This is a genomic window from Flavobacterium sp., from assembly GCF_044349645.1.
Taxonomy (GTDB): domain Bacteria; phylum Bacteroidota; class Bacteroidia; order Flavobacteriales; family Flavobacteriaceae; genus Flavobacterium.
The window spans coordinates 18,800-34,274 of record NZ_JBIKQP010000010.1 but is presented as its reverse complement, the minus strand read 5'-3'; the positions used below and the strand labels follow the sequence as shown (position 1 = coordinate 34,274).

Here is a 15,475-nt window from a genome sequence, read left to right as displayed (position 1 = left end):
AATTAAGATTTTATTAAAATAGTATGATTAAATTTGCATACCGAAAAACGGTAATTTAAATTTTTTTGCAAATGTTAAAAAAAGGATCCAAATTAAATAGTATTTTAACAGGAAGTTGCCCTAAATGTCAAAATGAGAGCATGTATAAAGAAAAAAGCATGTTTAAACTGACAAAAATCTTATCAATGAATGAATATTGTGGACACTGCGGATTGAAATACCAAATTGAACCTTCCTTTTTTTATGGCGCAATGTATGTGAGTTACGCTTTAAATGTTGCTGTTGGAGTAGCAGCTTTTATAATTTCTTATGTGTTTTGTAATTCTAGTTTAAAACAAGCATTTATTGCAATTATACTTTCAATGGTCATTGCATTTCCATATGTGTTGAGATTATCTAGAAATATTTACATCAATATGTTTGTTGATTACGACGAGAATTTCAAACAATAACTACATTTTCTTCTCGTATCTTTTTATATCTATTGCCTTGTCTAGGGGTTTTTGATATTCAATTGAATTAAATAATTCGATTGCCATTGACGGCCCTAACATAACGCCACGAGTTCCAAGCCCGTTTAATATATGCAATTGAGGAAATTTAGGATGAGTTCCTATAAGTGGTTTTCTGTCTCTCACAGTTGGTCTTACACCCGCAAAATGATCTATTATCTCAAACTGACAATCTAATATTTCATGAATTCTTTCTAGGAGTTCTTTTTTTCCATCTTCTGTAGGATTATTGGTTTTATCATGCCAATTATAAGTCGCACCTACTTTGAATAAATCATTCCCTAATGGCAAAATAAAGACGCTTGTATTGATGATTACGTCTAAATTAAGATCTGGCGCTTTAATTATAAACAACTCCCCTTTTGTTCCATCTAATGGGAGGTAATTGAAATAGGGATTGGCGTGCAAACCAAAACCTTCTGCAAAGACGATTTGTTTTGCTTTTAATTTTTTGTACTCAATAAAATCATCATGAAATTGAATGGATTGATAATCGAAAGTTTCTTGAAGAAATAGCTTATTTTCTATTAAATATTTCTTGTAGGCTTCCAATAACAATTTAGTATCAACATAACCGGTTTTTTGTACTTCACCATAATCAAAAGGCGAATGTATTCCTGCGTATTCTGTTTTTACTAAATCCAAGGATAAAAAAGGAGCCAGCATTTTATTATCTGAGGCGGCAAACCAGTTGTTTTGTTCTTCAACTGAGAAGAATTTACGTAGAATAGGAATTTTAAAATCTAAGTTAATATTAAGCTTAGTTTCTAATTTTTGGTAAAATAGATCTAGTATTTCTAATTGTTGTTCTGCTTGCCAAACTTCGCTAAAACGTTTTAAAATAACAGGATTATAAAGCCCCCCTGCTATCAATGAAGAGCTTTGAGAATGATTGTCAATAATTAAAATTGATTTCTGATTTTGCAGCGCTGTTTCAGCAAATGAAATACCAGCTAAACCTGAACCAACAATTAGATAATCTATCATTTAAAGGAAATTTAAACAAATTTAATTAAAAGGAAATTTTTAAAATAAAAAAACTCTTATCAATTGATAAGAGTTTTTTTATTTAAATATTGAATTTAGTAATTCCATAAATCGTGTTCGAAATCACGAATTTTATCTTTTACTCTTTCCGCTTCTAATAATTGATCCATAGCATTGTTAGGCTTGTACTTTTCAATCATTCTATCGCCTTGTACATTTTCTTCTTTATATACTACTGCATTAAAATGTCTTGAAATTAATAAATCATCAAAATTAATTGGTTTCGAACTATTTCTATCGTTGAAAGTTGGATGAAGTTTTAAAGTATTTCTAATTGCAGGGTAGTAAACCCAAAACAAAACATCGGGTGTTCCCATGACTCTATATTGATTTAACTCAGCTTCTTTGTCCAATTCTTGTTGAGCAGACAAAGTACCTCCAGATGTTTGTTTAATATCTTCATACTTATCTTCAACTCCTTGTTCTCCTAGGGTTTGATCAACTAAACGTTTCGCAGAAACAGCAACAGGTGCGATTGCAATTAATCGATATTTTAATTCTGCCAATCTCTTATTAAAATACCAATATCCTTGGATTTTATAACCAGTAATATTTTCAGCATTCAATTCAGCTGATTTATAATCACGGCCTTCTTTTAATTTTTTGTCTTCAATCAGTTTATAACATAATTTCTTGAAAGCAACTGTGTCTGTTTGGCTAATCTTTGTAGGATTAAAATCTCTGTCAATTAAATCTTTTCCATCATTTGTTAAACCAAAATCTTTAAATTTACTTTCAGCGGTTGTACGATCAAGAGGAATACTAAAATAATCATCCTCAAAACAAAAATCTTTAATGTTAATATTATTTTTTGTTCCAGATTCTACATACTCTCTTAAAATATCGAATAAAGGTTTTCTATCCATCAATGCTTTTGTAGGATAGTACAAAGGAAAATTAATTCTTTGGTCTATATCAATATATTCCCATACTCTTTTACCAAACATCACATCACGGTCATCTATGTAACCATAATCCAAAGGTTTTGTGTTGTCATACTTTATCTGGTTTACAGTTTTTATACCAATTTCAATTGGCTTTTTTGCATTCAATAAATTTGGCTGACCAAAACAATTAAGTGACGTCAATAATAATAAAATAAAAGAATATCTTAACATATTAAATAGATTTAGTTGTTAATTCTAAATGAACTTGAAATAACCAATTTTGGTTTAACACCTGTATTTGTAATTACTGAGGCATTAATTTGTACCATATCACCTTTAGATAAATTCTTTATAGCTGCAATAGCTCTAGCATTTAATGTATTACCACATGGTATAACATCCTTACCTACGGTAACAGAAAGGCTTTCAATTGTAGCTGTAACCTTATAATCAAGACCGAATTCACCAAAATCAGCAGTAATATCAGCAGAAGAAATTTCACCTTTAGAACCAACTGTAGTTCCAGCTTTACCATTAATTTTAACAGTTGCTGCGGGAATGTCTTTTACTCTAAATTTTTGTTTATCACTAACTGTTTTTCCATCAGGCAATTTAGCGTTTACAGATACGAAAACTTCTTTCCCAGGGAAATTACCAATATTCCAAATGTATTGGCTATTACCAGATTTTTTAATTCCTGGCGCACTAACTGTTACATCCTTATCTGAAATTCCTGGAAATGAAATAGTCATTGGGTTATTCACCCCTTTGTAAATCACTTTCATGTTATCAGACGAAACAGAAGCTGTATTTGGTTTAGGAACAACTGCATATTTACCTTCAATATCGATAGGAATTAGTTTTTCATCTTCTTTAAAGGTGAATTTACCTTTAATGTCATGATCTCCAACTGCACCTGCACTCATTTTGAAAATAGCTTGTCCATTTTCCATAGAAACACTTGCTCCACCAACGCTTACAGAAGTTGGAACTGTAGTTTCATCATATCTTCCTAAAACTACTCTACCAGTAACTGTTTCACCTTGGAAAAATAGAGATTTATCCATGATTACAATTGCTTTATAGTTTTTCATAGAAGCAGTTTGTGCTGTAGTATTTCCAATTAATGCATTGTAAATATCTTGCTCTAAAGACTTAACATCATTTTGAATACTGGTTAATTTAGCAATTGATGCAATTGCAGGAAAACCTTCAAAGTGATAAGATAAATATTTTTTAGAAACTTTTTCTCTGTCAATAACATTCTCAAAATTGAATTTTTTATTCAAAGTTTCTAGAATGATTTTATATTTTACATCTACACCAAAAACCGCAGCAATATCTTTTTTGTAGTTTTCTAGTTTCGCCATGATTTCCTTACCTTTAGCAGAATATCCATCACCTTCAAACCAGTTTTCATCGATGTAACCCCCTTTGTCCATTTGTTCATATGGTAGTTTTCCATCTTCTTCTTTTTCAAATTCTTTAGATACATCGCTTTTCAATGATCCAAGGTAAGTATATAATCCTTTAGAAATCTGTTGCACTTTTTGTGCTTTACTGTAAGGTACTGCAAATTGTGCTGGATTTTCAGAAGCTTTAGTTTCTAAAGTAGAATATAAACTATTGTTGTATTCTTCTGAGAACTTATTTACCACTTCAAATTTTTCATTCATTAATCCAAAAGCCGAAAGTACTTCTTTGGACATGTTTAATGCTAACATAGCGATGAAAACCAGATACATCAGGTTAATCATCTTCTGTCTAGGGCTTAATTTTCCTCCTGCCATTTTTTCTAATTAGTTTTATTGTTAATTAATATAGTTTAAAAACTAATTTTTATTTGTTACTCATTGCAGAAAGCATTCCTCCATATACATTGTTCAATGAAGACAAGTTTGAAGTTAATGATTGCATTTGTTGATTTAATTTAATGCTGTTTTCAGCAACTTCTTCATTTAATTGAGCTGTTTTAGAAGCGCTATCCAACTGTATTTTATACAAAGCGTTGATTGATTCCATTTGTGTAGCAGCCAATGTTAATTCATCGCTGTATTTTTTAGTTGAAGCCAATGATTCTGCAGTAGGTGCAATAGTTTTAGATGCTGCTTCAAAGTTCTTGATACTGTTTCCTAAACTCTCCATTAATTGACCATCAATTTTAGCTTCTTTCAACATGGCATCTAATTTTTTAGACAACATTCCTTCAGCATCTCCATCGTCATTTGATTTTGCTTTGTTTACTTTAGCAGGTGCTGCATTTTCATCAACTAATTGAGGGTAAACATTTTCCCATTTATACTCTGTATCAACAGGATCGAATGCGGATAATCCAAAAATGAAAGCTTCTGTTAATAATCCAACTATAAGCAATTGACTTGCCCCAGTCCAGTGTTGAATTTTAAATAAAGCTCCTACGATTACTACTGCTGCCCCCATTCCGTAAGCAAAGTTCATTGTTTTTTTTGGTATTAATGCCATAATAAAAATAATTTAGTTTAGTTAATGTTTAATTTGTTAATTGTTTATTTGTTTATTGTTTAACTTTTTTAGTTAATTTTCCTGTTGTTTGAGTACCCATATAATCTTGAATAGTTCTGAAACCAATATAACTTCTAGCAGTATCAGCATATTCAAAATCTCTTGCACTAACTTGTATGTAATAAGCTACATCTTTCCAAGAACCTCCTCTTACCACTTTTCTTTTGTTATCTATATCTTGAACAGAAGGGTTCATAGTTGAAGTGAACTCGTAAGAAGCACTTTCATAAGAATCCGCAGTCCATTCTGCAACGTTTCCAGCCATATTATATAAACCATATCCATTTGGATCATATGATTTTACTTCAACAGTATATAGCGCATTGTCTGCTGCATAATCTCCTCTGTTAGGTTTAAAATTAGCTAAGAAACAACCTTTGTCATTTTTAGTATATGGACCTCCCCAAGGATACATACCGGATTCTAAACCACCTCTAGCAGCAAATTCCCATTCTGCTTCCGATGGTAATCTGAATGAATTTACTTGATCTCTTCCTTTTTTCTTTTTAACATAAGCGTTTTTATAAGAAGTTCTCCAGGCACAAAATGCTCTAGCCTGAGACCAATTAACACCAACTACTGGATACTGCGCATAGGCTTGGTGCCAAAAGTAATCGTTGTGCATTGGCACATTGTATGAATAATTAAAATCTTTTACCCATGCAGTTGTATCTGGATAAATCTCTGCATCAACAGGTATAATAAACTTTTCTCTTGGAGTTCCTTTTTTTGCTTTTGCAGCAGCATTAATATCCATCCATGTGTAACGATAAACTAATTTATTAGCATCCATAGTTTTCAAGCCATTGTAGGAAGCTTGCGGAGATAAATACATTTCATCCATCACTTGAGCATAAGAAGCATCTGGGTATTTATTTGTTGCCTTAATTAATTTTGGCTTGCGATTTAATTTATTATCAGTTGTACCATTAGCTTGCGCTTTGGCAAACATATATTTATCATAAGGTGTAGCTTTTGGATTATTAGCTGGATCTGTATTTAAATAAGCATAATCATTAATAGTCCCTTTAGTACTAGCATTTCCTGTACCTCCAGCTGCAGCACCAGAACTAGAACCCATTATACTATTACCTGGATTAGCAGCCATTTCGGCTAAATTCACTCTAATTGTAGAATCTTTTACCCATTCTACAAATTGACGGTATTCGCTATTGCTTATTTCTGTTTCGTCCATATAAAAAGAACGAACCGTTACTGTTTTTGTGTTTGCGTCTTGAGAATTTGCAGGATCATCACTTGATCTACCCATAATAAATGCACCGCCAGGAATTAAAGCCATACCAAAAGGTTTCTCTGGATGCCACTTTTTCCCTTTTGCCCCAACTAGTTCTCCCTTGTCGCTTGAACCGCCACAGCTAACTAATAAGGATAAAATTGCGGTAAATGCAATAAACTTCTTCATATGCGTTTGTATTATGTGTGTTTTTGTATTTGAGGGCGTAAACCTATTTAATATTTTCATAAAAACCAATTATTTTTGATTAAAAATCGCTAAAAATTGCTAATTTTTAATTAATTTAATTTTAACTATTTGTTAAACAACATTTTTCCTTTGTGCTTTCCACCATCTTTCAGGCATTTCATTATTGCAAGCTACAATGTACTCATCGTGTGAACATGGTAATAACGTATTTCTTTTTAATTTATTATTTAAATGCGAAATAAATGGTATTTCAATCCACCATCTTTCTGTTTTATCACTCTTATAAAATACCAACTCTTCTTCCTCTAAAGGCACGATATACTTCAAATAATTGTCTTTACTTCCAAACGGATATTCATTTGATCTGTAATGAAAACCTTCGATAAAATACCAAATTATTTGAGAGATCAAAATCGATTCTTGTTCTGAATTACTTTGATTAAAGATACCAAATGAGGTTACTTTATCGCTAATCCCAGCATATCTTGCCAGCGAACAAATTTCTTTTCCATTAAAACCATTAGGAGCAAATTTAATAAAATTTCCTGAATCTGAGGATTTTATTGACCCTAAATCCAAACTAACTAAATCGGCATCTCTGAAAACAGGTTCTGCTATTGCTATATTATTGCATACATCTCCTAAACGATAGGCATCGAAAAATAATTTTTCTATCAAATCAATTTCCTCTTGAGAATTATAAAAGGTTTGGTAACCAATGTTACAATAATTGAAAAGATTGTTTGGTTCTTCTACTATTATTTTTGTTAAATAGGAGTTGGAAGATATAGAGTCACTTTCTTTTCCTAAGTCAAATTTGTTATCTACGGAAACCAAGTTTACCATTTGTTCTAATGTATCATAAGCGCGATACATAGAGTAAGTTAAATCCTGTGAACCTCCAATAACAATTGGGATGATTTTGTTTTTAATCAAACTTGAAACAACACTTCTTAAAGCAAAATAAGTATCTTCAATAGAATTTCCTGCAGCGATATCTCCTAAATCTCCAATTGAGGCTTCCCAATTTCCTGGATAAAGTGAATAGAATTCTTTTCGTATTGTAGTTAAATCAACATCGGAAATTGCATTTGAATCGCCTCTATTGTCTAAAACTCCAATTATGGCAATTTTAATTTTATTTAGATCCGGAAATTGTTCGTTGGTATGCAATACAATTTTACTACCCAAATGCTGGGAATTTAATCCAATTACAAGTTCTAGAACTTCATCATTAACAGGTTTTAAAAAATCAAATTCCATTTGTACTATTTCTTTTTAGCGACCGCCTTCTTTGCGGCTGGTTTTTTCGCTGCCGTTTTCTTTGCAGGTGTTTTCTTGGCAATCATTTCTTGAACTTCTGCTAAAGTCAAATTAGCAGCATCAATATCTTTACTCAATTCTATTTTAATTTTTCCTTTAAGGATTACTGATCTTCCCCAACGTGCTTTTTCAACAACAATGCCTTCTTCCTTCCAATCGTGAATTACTTTATCGATATTTTTTTGTAATTTATCTTCAATTAATTCTTCGATATCCGATTGCGATAAATTGTCAAAATTGTATTTTCTACTTACATTAATAAACACGCCATTCCATTTTATAAATGGTCCAAAACGCCCAACACCTTTTTGCACTCCTTCGCCTTTATATACTGCTATTGGAGCATCGGCAAGTGTTTTTTCATCAATTAATTCTTGTGCTCTTTCAAGAGATACATCGGTAGGATTCTCTCCTTTTGGCAAGGATATAAATGCCGATCCAAATTTAATATAAGGCCCAAAACGGCCATTGTTAATTTCTATTTCTTCTCCTTTATAAACGCCTAAATTTTTAGGTAATAAGAATAATTTTAAGGCATCTTCAAGGGTAATATTCCCAATATTTTGATCTGCCATTAAGCTTGCAAACTTCTTGTCTTCATCGTCAGCAGCACCAATTTGAGCCATCGGTCCAAATTTCCCTAAACGCACCGAAATTGGTTTGCCACTTTCAGGATGAATCCCTAAAATACGTTCCCCACTTTCTCTTTCTGCGTGTTCTTCTACTTGTTTTACTGAAGGATGGAATTTATCATAAAATTCTTGCATCATTTTTGTCCAATTGACATTTCCTTCCGCAATTTCATCAAAATCTTGTTCCACTTTGGCAGTGAAATTATAATCTAAAATGCTTTCAAAATTTTTAACTAGGAAATCTGTTACAATAGTTCCAATGTCTGTTGGCACCAATTTTCCTTTATCAGAACCAGTATTTTCTTTTAGTATTTTCTCTGTTAGTTTGCCCGATTGCAATACTAATTGTGCGTATTTACGTTCTTGACCTTCTAAATTTCCTTTTTCAACATACTTTCTATTGATAATAGTTGAAATTGTAGGAGCATAAGTGGATGGTCGACCAATTCCTAATTCTTCTAATTTTTTTACCAATGAAGCCTCGGTATATCTCGCTGCTGCTCTGGAATATCTTTCGGTTGCAGTAATATAATTGCAATCTAATTTTTCATTAACTTTCATTAAAGGCAACATCCCTTCTTGTTCCTCATCATCGTCATCGTGTCCTTCAAGATACACTTTTAAGAAACCTTCAAAAAGTAATACTTCACCTGAAGCAGTAAAAACCTCTCCGTGATTATTAGCTTCTATTTTTACATTGGTTCTTTCTAATTTGGCATCGCTCATTTGAGAAGCCAACGTTCTTTTCCAAATTAAATCGTACAAACGCGCTTGGTCTCTATCGATATTCACAGTATGTCGCGACATATCAGTTGGTCGAATCGCCTCGTGAGCTTCTTGTGCCCCTTTACTTTTATTTACGAAATTTCTAGGCTGTGAAAATTCAGCACCGTAAGATTTTACAATTTCAGCTTGAGCGGCATCCATTGCTTCTTTAGAAAGATTTACGCTGTCTGTTCTCATATAAGTAATCAATCCAGCTTCGTATAAACGTTGTGCCAATTGCATGGTGATTCCAACAGGAAAATACAATTTTCTAGCCGCTTCTTGTTGTAAAGTAGAGGTAGTAAAAGGTCCAGTTGGTGATTTTTTTGTTGGCTTGGTTTCTAAATCGGCTACTTTATAGGTTGAGCCAATATTTTTATTTAAGAAATCTTCGGCTTCTTTTTTAGTATTGAAATTTTTAGGCAATTTAGCCTTAAATGCTTTTCCGGCTTGGTTAGTAAATTCGGCAACGATAGAAAAAGTCGCAACGGGATTAAAATTCTGGATTTCTCTTTCTCTTTCTACAATTAATCGTACAGAAACAGACTGAACACGACCGGCTGAAAGTCCGCCTTTAATTTTTCTCCAAAGTACTGGTGAAAGTTCGTAACCAACTAATCGGTCTAAAACCCTTCGCGCTTGTTGTGCGTTTACCAAATTATAATCAATTTCGCGAGGATTATCAATTGCTTTTAGGATAGCTGTTTTGGTAATTTCGTGAAATACAATTCTTTTAGTTTTGTTTATATCCAATTTTAATTCTTCGGCTAGGTGCCAAGAAATAGCTTCTCCTTCGCGATCCTCATCACTTGCTAACCAAACTATATCGGCATTTTTAGCTAGTGTTTTTAGTTTGGAAACCAATGCTTTTTTATCGGCAGAAACTTCGTATTTTGGTTTGAACCCATTGGCAACATCTACCCCAATTTCTTTAGATGGTAAATCGGCAATATGACCATAACTTGACTCAACTTGGAAATCACTTCCTAGGAATTTTTCAATAGTTTTGGCTTTTGCAGGAGATTCTACGATTACTAAATTCTTTGTCATTGGATTGTATTTAACTGCGACAAAAGTATATGATTTTTTTAAATATTGCACTTTTGATTTTTTAAAAGTATGAAAATTCATAAAAAATGCCCATTTATAAAGAGCGTTTGAAATAGAAAAAAAATTTAAATTGGATATAAAAATAGTGACAATAGCCCCGATTGAAGTGGAAAGCCCGGAACAAAAAAAGTGTTTTTAGTTTTATGATTTTAAAATAGCGAATGGAAGCAGCTCATTATAAAATCACAAAACAACACTTTTTTGTGAGGACTTGAAGCGGAAAGCGGGAATAGCTACCTATATAATATAATGTTAATTCTTAGGCTGACAACTTGTCATATTTATTGGAATTGCATTATCTTTGCACTTTATAGTTTATGATGGAAAAAACGATTGAAGAAAGTAAGCAAGGAGAAAGTCTTGTTTTAGAACAAAAAGCCGAAAACACAAAGAAACTTTATATTGAAAGTTATGGTTGTGCGATGAATTTTTCTGACAGTGAAATTGTGGCCTCAATTTTAATGAATGAGGGCTATAATACAACGCAAACATTGGAAGAAGCCGACTTAGTTTTGGTAAATACATGTTCGATTCGGGACAAAGCGGAGCAAACTATTCGCAAGCGTTTGGAAAAATACAATGCGGTAAAACGTATTAATCCGAAGATGAAAGTGGGTGTTTTGGGTTGTATGGCGGAGCGTTTGAAAGATAAATTTTTAGAGGAAGAGAAAATTGTAGATTTGGTTGTAGGTCCAGATGCTTATAAAGATTTGCCAAATTTATTGAATGAAGTTGAAGAAGGTCGCGATGCGATTAATGTGATTTTGTCGAAGGAGGAAACTTACGGTGATATTTCACCAGTTCGATTGATGAGCAACGGAATTACAGCTTTAGTTTCGATTACGAGAGGTTGCGATAATATGTGTACTTTTTGTGTAGTTCCATTTACGAGAGGTCGTGAACGAAGTAGAGAACCACAAAGTATTTTATCGGAAATTCAAGATTTATGGGATAAAGGGTTTAAAGAAATTACACTTTTAGGCCAAAATGTAGATAGTTATTTATGGTATGGCGGTGGCTTGAAAAAAGATTTTGTAAATGCTAGTGAGATGCAAAAGGCTACGGCGGTTGATTTTGATCAATTATTAGAAATGGTTGCGGTTGCATTTCCTAAAATGCGCATTCGATTTTCGACATCCAACCCTCAAGACATGCACGAAAGCATTTTGCATATTATAGCGAAGTACGATAATATATGTAAGCACATTCATCTTCCGGTTCAATCGGGAAGTAATAGAATTTTGAAGGAAATGAACCGTTTGCATACACGTGAAGAATACATGACTTTAATCGATAAAATTAGAACTATAATTCCCGATTGTTCAATTTCTCAGGATATGATTGCTGGATTTCCAACAGAAACGGAAGAAGACCATCAGGACACTTTGAGTTTGATGGAATATGTAAAATACAATTTTGGTTATATGTATTCGTATTCTGAACGCCCGGGAACATTGGCTGGACGCAAAATGAAAGACGATATTTCGGAAGAAACTAAAGCAAGAAGATTACAAGAAATTGTGGATTTACAGCAAAAACATGCTTGGTTTCGAAGTGAGGAATTTGTAGGAAAAACAGTAGAAGTTTTGATCGAAAAGGTATCTAAAAAATCGGAAAATGAATTTTCGGGAAGAAATTCTCAAAGCATTACAGTAGTTTTTCCAAAGGAGAATTATAAAATTGGGGATTTTGTAAATGTGAGAATTCTAAGTTGTACTAGTGGAACTTTGAAGGGTGAAGCGGTTGGACTTAGTGGGATGAATTAAAAATATTTTTCGCCACAGATTTAAAAGATTTTCACAGATTTTTTAATAATTTAATCTTTTGCGAAAGCATTTACGCTAAAAGAAATGTAAAAAAACAAAATGAATTAAAAATATTTTTCGCCACAGAATTAAATGATTTTCACAGATTATTTAAAATAATTTAAAAATAAGAAAGAGAGAAAATGGACGGATATAGAGAAGATGAAACATATAAAATTATAGGTATCTGTATGGAAGTTCATAGAAATCTGGGAGCTGGGCTCTTAGAGATAATATATAAAGATGCTTTAGAAATAGAATTTAAAGAAAATAATATTCCTTTTGAAAGAGAAAAAGAGTTTGCAATTGAATATAAAGGTAAGATTTTACCTCATAGGTTTTATGCAGACTTTATTGTGAACGGTGATATTATTTTAGAAGTCAAAGCGGTTAAAGAATTTTCTAACAAAATCGTTACAATATAAGAGATATTCTTTATGATTTAAAATCTGAGAAAATCTTTTAATCTGTAGCAAAAAAAAATAATTGTCAAATGACAAGAAAAAACATACTTATAGCAATAGTAACATTTATAATAGGATTTGGCTCTACCTTTTTTATTGTTAGAACTTATTTTCCAAAGAAAAAAGTTGAAAAAACCGAACAGTTAAAAGATACCTTGACTATAAAAGACACGTTGAAGTAAAAAATAGTTTAATAAAACTGAGGATTGGTAAAATAAATTTGCCGCGTGCCTCACAATGACATTATGGAAACAATTCAATCAACAAAACAACGGTTTGGAATTATTGGGAATGACCCAAAGCTAAACCGCGCAATTGAAAAAGCGATTCAAGTTGCGCCAACTGATATTTCAGTATTGGTAACAGGAGAAAGTGGTGTTGGAAAAGAGAATATTCCAAAAATCATACATTCTCTTTCTCATAGAAAACACGGGAAATATATTGCTGTAAACTGCGGTGCAATTCCTGAAGGAACTATTGATAGTGAGCTTTTTGGTCACGAAAAAGGATCGTTTACAGGAGCAACAGGAACTCGCGAAGGTTATTTTGAAGTAGCCGATGGAGGAACAATTTTTCTTGACGAAGTGGGCGAATTACCTTTGACAACTCAGGTAAGATTGTTGCGTGTTTTGGAAAATGGAGAGTTTATTAAGGTTGGTTCTTCACAAGTTCAAAAAACAAATGTAAGAATTGTGGCAGCAACCAATGTTAAAATGTTTGATGCAATTGAAAAAGGAAAATTCAGAGAAGACTTATATTATAGATTAAGCACGGTAGATATTTCTCTACCCCCATTAAGAGAGCGAAAAGAGGATATCCATTTGTTATTTAGAAAATTTGCATCTGATTTTGCACATAAATATAAAATGCCTGCCATAAAATTAGATGATTTTGCGGTTCAAGCGTTGTTGCAATTTAGATGGAGCGGAAATATTAGACAATTGCGAAATGTTGCCGAACAAATATCGGTTTTAGAAACCAATCGTGAAATTTCTGCAGCAACATTACAATTGTATTTACCAGATGAAAACAATAATTTACCATCGGTAATTAAAGATAAAAAGAGCAAAAGTGATTTTAGAGATGAAAGAGAAATTTTGTACAAAGTGCTTTTTGATATGAAAAGTGATTTGCACGATTTGAAAAAGCTAACTTTAGAATTACTGAAAAATGGCGCCTCGAAAGTTCAAGAAACCAACCAGCATTTGATTCAAAAAATATACGGAACCAAAGAAAGCAATAATGAAATTGAATTTGAAGAACAAGAAGAATTAGCGATAATTCCTGTCAATAAAAAAGTAGAAATTGCCGAATTTAAAGATCATGAAGACAGCTATTTATTGGCAGAAACTGTGGAAGATGTAGAAGAAGAAGTGCTGCGTTTAGAGCAAAAAGAAATTGAGATGATCAAAAAATCATTAGAAAAAAATAAAGGAAAACGAAAAGCTGCAGCAGATGAATTGGGTATCTCTGAAAGAACTTTGTATCGAAAAATAAAGCAATTTGATCTTTAAAACGGTAATTGTTAAATGTCAAATATTTTTGAATATCTTTGGAATTTAAAACTATAATGAAAAAAATAAACTTCCTATTAGCGATTTTATTATTGTTTACCTTCAATAGTTGTTCTGTATATAATTTTACTGGAACGGGAAAAATTGACGCAAAATCATTTCAGGTGAATTATTTTCAAAATAACGCTCCATTGATTGAGCCAGGTATTGAAAGAATTTTTACTCAACGATTACAAAATTTAATTCAAAATCAAACAAACCTGAATTTAACCAGTTCAAATGGGGATTTAGTTTATGAAGGTGAAATTGTAGATTACAGAATTAGTCCAATGACAGCAACTGCCGATCAAAGAACGGCGCAAAACCGATTGTCAATTACAGTTAATGTTAGGTTTATAAACAAAAATAAAGAAGCTGACAATTTCGAAAAAAGATTCTCTTTTTATAATGATTACGATGGGGCAAATCAGTTAGTTGGTTCAGTACTTAATGAAAATTTAGATTTTATTTTTGAAAGAATCACTCAGGATATTTTTAATGAATCGTTAGCTAAATGGTAATCAACTGATTATTAATCATGAACATAACTGAATACTTAACTTTAATAAACAACCCAAATGCTATCAATGACAAGCAAACTTCGTCATTGGAAAAAATAGTTGCGGAGTTTCCCTATTTTCAAAGTGCAAGAGCATTGCGATTGAAAGGACTATACAATGAAGAGAGTTTTCGTTATAATTATGAATTAAAAAGCACTGCAGCTCACACTACCGATCGGACTATTTTGTTTGATTTTATCATTTCTGATACATTTACTAGAATTGATAAAAATTTGTACGAGCAAAAATTAGCTGAAATAAATGAAATTGATGTTGATGCAACGGAATTGATTTTCAAGGAGGAGAAAATTGGTTCAAGAGAAAATTCTTTGGAGCAATCAATATTAACTTCTATAAAAGAGGCATCACCTTCTGAAGGAAACAATCCAGATTCATCGATTCAAGAAAAATTGAACATTGGAAAACCATTAGTTTTTTCATTAACTGAGAAATATTCGTTTGAAGAATGGTTACAATTATCAAAAATTCACCCAATTGTTAGAGAAAATACAGCCCCAAAAGAAGAAAAAACCAGTTCAATAGATCCTGAAAAACAGAAAAAATTAGAGGTAATTGACAAATTTATTGAGTCGAATCCTAAAATTCCACCAATTAAAAAAGATGCAGAACCTAACATTAAATTTGAGATAAGTTCTGAGAATAGTCCGTATTTAATGACAGAAACCTTAGCAAGAGTATATTTAGAGCAAAATAAATATGACAAAGCAATTCAAGCTTATGAAATATTAATTTTGAAATATCCAGAAAAAAGTAGTTTCTTTGCAAACCGTATTTCGGACATCAAGATTTTACAACAAAATAATAAGTAACA

The 15,475-nt window shown here is 32.1% G+C and carries 14 protein-coding genes; 7 read left to right on the top strand and 7 right to left on the bottom strand.

Annotation, left to right across the window (positions count from 1 at the left end; translation table 11 throughout):
• The first annotated feature begins 71 nt into the window (after positions 1-71).
• Entirely contained in the window at positions 72-452 is a 381-nt protein-coding gene (locus tag AC9UFV_RS03515; protein ID WP_509572825.1) for a DUF983 domain-containing protein, read from the top strand.
• Here AC9UFV_RS03515 and AC9UFV_RS03510 read toward each other — a convergent pair whose 3' ends face one another.
• The 7 genes from AC9UFV_RS03510 to topA form a co-directional block, all read right to left on the bottom strand.
• On the bottom strand, positions 453-1,499 hold the full coding sequence (locus tag AC9UFV_RS03510; protein ID WP_509572823.1) for an NAD(P)/FAD-dependent oxidoreductase: 1,047 nt from the start codon (positions 1,497-1,499) through the stop codon (positions 453-455). It lies immediately after the preceding gene.
• A 95-nt stretch (positions 1,500-1,594) separates the two neighbouring features.
• Positions 1,595-2,677 carry a type IX secretion system ring subunit PorN/GldN gene (gene porN, locus AC9UFV_RS03505; protein ID WP_509572821.1) on the bottom strand — a complete coding sequence of 361 codons (1,083 nt, stop codon included), beginning with the start codon at positions 2,675-2,677 and terminating at the stop codon, positions 1,595-1,597.
• An 11-nt stretch (positions 2,678-2,688) separates the two neighbouring features.
• Positions 2,689-4,236: a type IX secretion system motor protein PorM/GldM gene (gene porM, locus AC9UFV_RS03500; RefSeq protein ID WP_509572819.1), complete on the bottom strand. Its 1,548-nt coding sequence runs from the start codon at positions 4,234-4,236 to the stop codon at positions 2,689-2,691.
• 49 nt (positions 4,237-4,285) lie between these two features.
• Positions 4,286-4,927 carry a type IX secretion system motor protein PorL/GldL gene (gene porL, locus AC9UFV_RS03495; RefSeq protein WP_509572817.1) on the bottom strand — a complete coding sequence of 214 codons (642 nt, stop codon included), beginning with the start codon at positions 4,925-4,927 and terminating at the stop codon, positions 4,286-4,288.
• Positions 4,928-4,979: 52 nt separating this feature from the next.
• On the bottom strand, positions 4,980-6,410 hold the full coding sequence (gene porK / locus AC9UFV_RS03490; RefSeq protein WP_509572815.1) for a T9SS ring complex lipoprotein PorK/GldK: 1,431 nt from the start codon (positions 6,408-6,410) through the stop codon (positions 4,980-4,982).
• A 132-nt stretch (positions 6,411-6,542) separates the two neighbouring features.
• Positions 6,543-7,694 (bottom strand): formimidoylglutamase, encoded by a 1,152-nt coding sequence (locus AC9UFV_RS03485; protein WP_509572813.1) that lies wholly within the window; start codon positions 7,692-7,694, stop codon positions 6,543-6,545.
• Positions 7,695-7,699: 5 nt separating this feature from the next.
• Positions 7,700-10,201 (bottom strand): type I DNA topoisomerase, encoded by a 2,502-nt coding sequence (gene topA, locus AC9UFV_RS03480; RefSeq protein ID WP_509572812.1) that lies wholly within the window; start codon positions 10,199-10,201, stop codon positions 7,700-7,702.
• 380 nt (positions 10,202-10,581) lie between these two features.
• Between topA and miaB the strand changes: the two genes are divergently transcribed.
• The 6 genes from miaB (at position 10,582) to AC9UFV_RS03450 (ending at position 15,473) form a co-directional block, all read left to right on the top strand.
• Positions 10,582-12,027, top strand: coding sequence for a tRNA (N6-isopentenyl adenosine(37)-C2)-methylthiotransferase MiaB (gene miaB / locus AC9UFV_RS03475; protein WP_509572859.1), 1,446 nt, complete (start codon positions 10,582-10,584; stop codon positions 12,025-12,027).
• 182 nt (positions 12,028-12,209) lie between these two features.
• A complete protein-coding gene (locus AC9UFV_RS03470; RefSeq protein WP_509572810.1) occupies positions 12,210-12,491 on the top strand; it encodes a GxxExxY protein in 282 nt (93 codons plus the stop codon).
• Positions 12,492-12,559: 68 nt separating this feature from the next.
• Positions 12,560-12,712 (top strand): hypothetical protein, encoded by a 153-nt coding sequence (locus AC9UFV_RS03465; protein WP_509572808.1) that lies wholly within the window; start codon positions 12,560-12,562, stop codon positions 12,710-12,712.
• Between the two features lie 63 nt (positions 12,713-12,775).
• On the top strand, positions 12,776-14,044 hold the full coding sequence (locus tag AC9UFV_RS03460) for a sigma-54 interaction domain-containing protein (RefSeq protein WP_509572806.1): 1,269 nt from the start codon (positions 12,776-12,778) through the stop codon (positions 14,042-14,044).
• Positions 14,045-14,100: 56 nt separating this feature from the next.
• Entirely contained in the window at positions 14,101-14,604 is a 504-nt protein-coding gene (locus AC9UFV_RS03455; protein ID WP_509572804.1) for an LptE family protein, read from the top strand.
• Positions 14,605-14,621: 17 nt separating this feature from the next.
• Positions 14,622-15,473 carry a tetratricopeptide repeat protein gene (locus AC9UFV_RS03450; RefSeq protein ID WP_509572802.1) on the top strand — a complete coding sequence of 284 codons (852 nt, stop codon included), beginning with the start codon at positions 14,622-14,624 and terminating at the stop codon, positions 15,471-15,473.
• Positions 15,474-15,475 lie beyond the last annotated feature (2 nt).